Source organism: Streptomyces viridosporus, assembly GCF_002078235.1.
GTDB lineage: Bacteria > Actinomycetota > Actinomycetes > Streptomycetales > Streptomycetaceae > Streptomyces > Streptomyces viridosporus.
The window spans coordinates 1-691 of the sequence record NZ_MSGP01000841.1; the positions used below are offsets into that span (position 1 = coordinate 1).

Here is a 691-nt window from a genome sequence, read left to right on the forward strand (position 1 = left end):
CGGCCCCGGGGCCGTAGTGGCCTCCGTGGCTCCCGTGGCCGCCGGGCCCGCCCGGGCCGCGGTTCGCCTGCGGCCAGGGGCTGCCGCCCCCGTGGCCGCCTCTGCCGTGGGGCGGCTGCTGGGGCGGGTACGGCTGAGGTGCCGCGTGCGGGGAGCCGTACGACGGCCCCGGCGGCATCTGCTGTCCGTACGGGGGGTGTTGCGGTCGCGCGTGAGGAGCGCCGTTGTTGTCCCGGCCGCGTCCGATCCTGAATCCAGCCACGTTGTTGAACGTACCTGGTCCTGGCGGGTCGCGTGCCGGGCCCCGGGCTTCGGGTCCGGCATTGCGGCCGAGCTGTGACATCCCCTAAGGGGTGGGTGGCCGCGGCCGTCCGTCCTGCGGAGGGGGCGGACGGCCCGGGTCCTCCGCAGGACGGACGGAGGAGGTCCGGGCCGGTGCCGTTCGGGTCCGGAACGGTTCGGCCGTCCGGGGCATCCGGCGACGCGGCAGACGGGGGAGACGGGGCAGCCGGGGCGTATGGGCCGCCGGGCGCGGTCCTCCGGGGCACGGTCTCCCGCGCATCGGACGACGCGCGGGACGACGACCGGACGACGGGGCGGATGAGGGCCGGACGGCGCACCGGGCGGCGGGCGGCCGGACGTGGCGGCTGCCGGGCGGACAGGGCCCTGCCCGCCCGGCAGCCGCCACGTC

General features: G+C 78.7%; 1 pseudogene. It reads right to left on the reverse strand.

Annotation, left to right across the window (positions count from 1 at the left end):
• Positions 1-343: pseudogene (locus B7L92_RS43335) on the reverse strand (YIP1 family protein); the annotation flags it as partial.
• Positions 344-691: the final 348 nt, after the last annotated feature.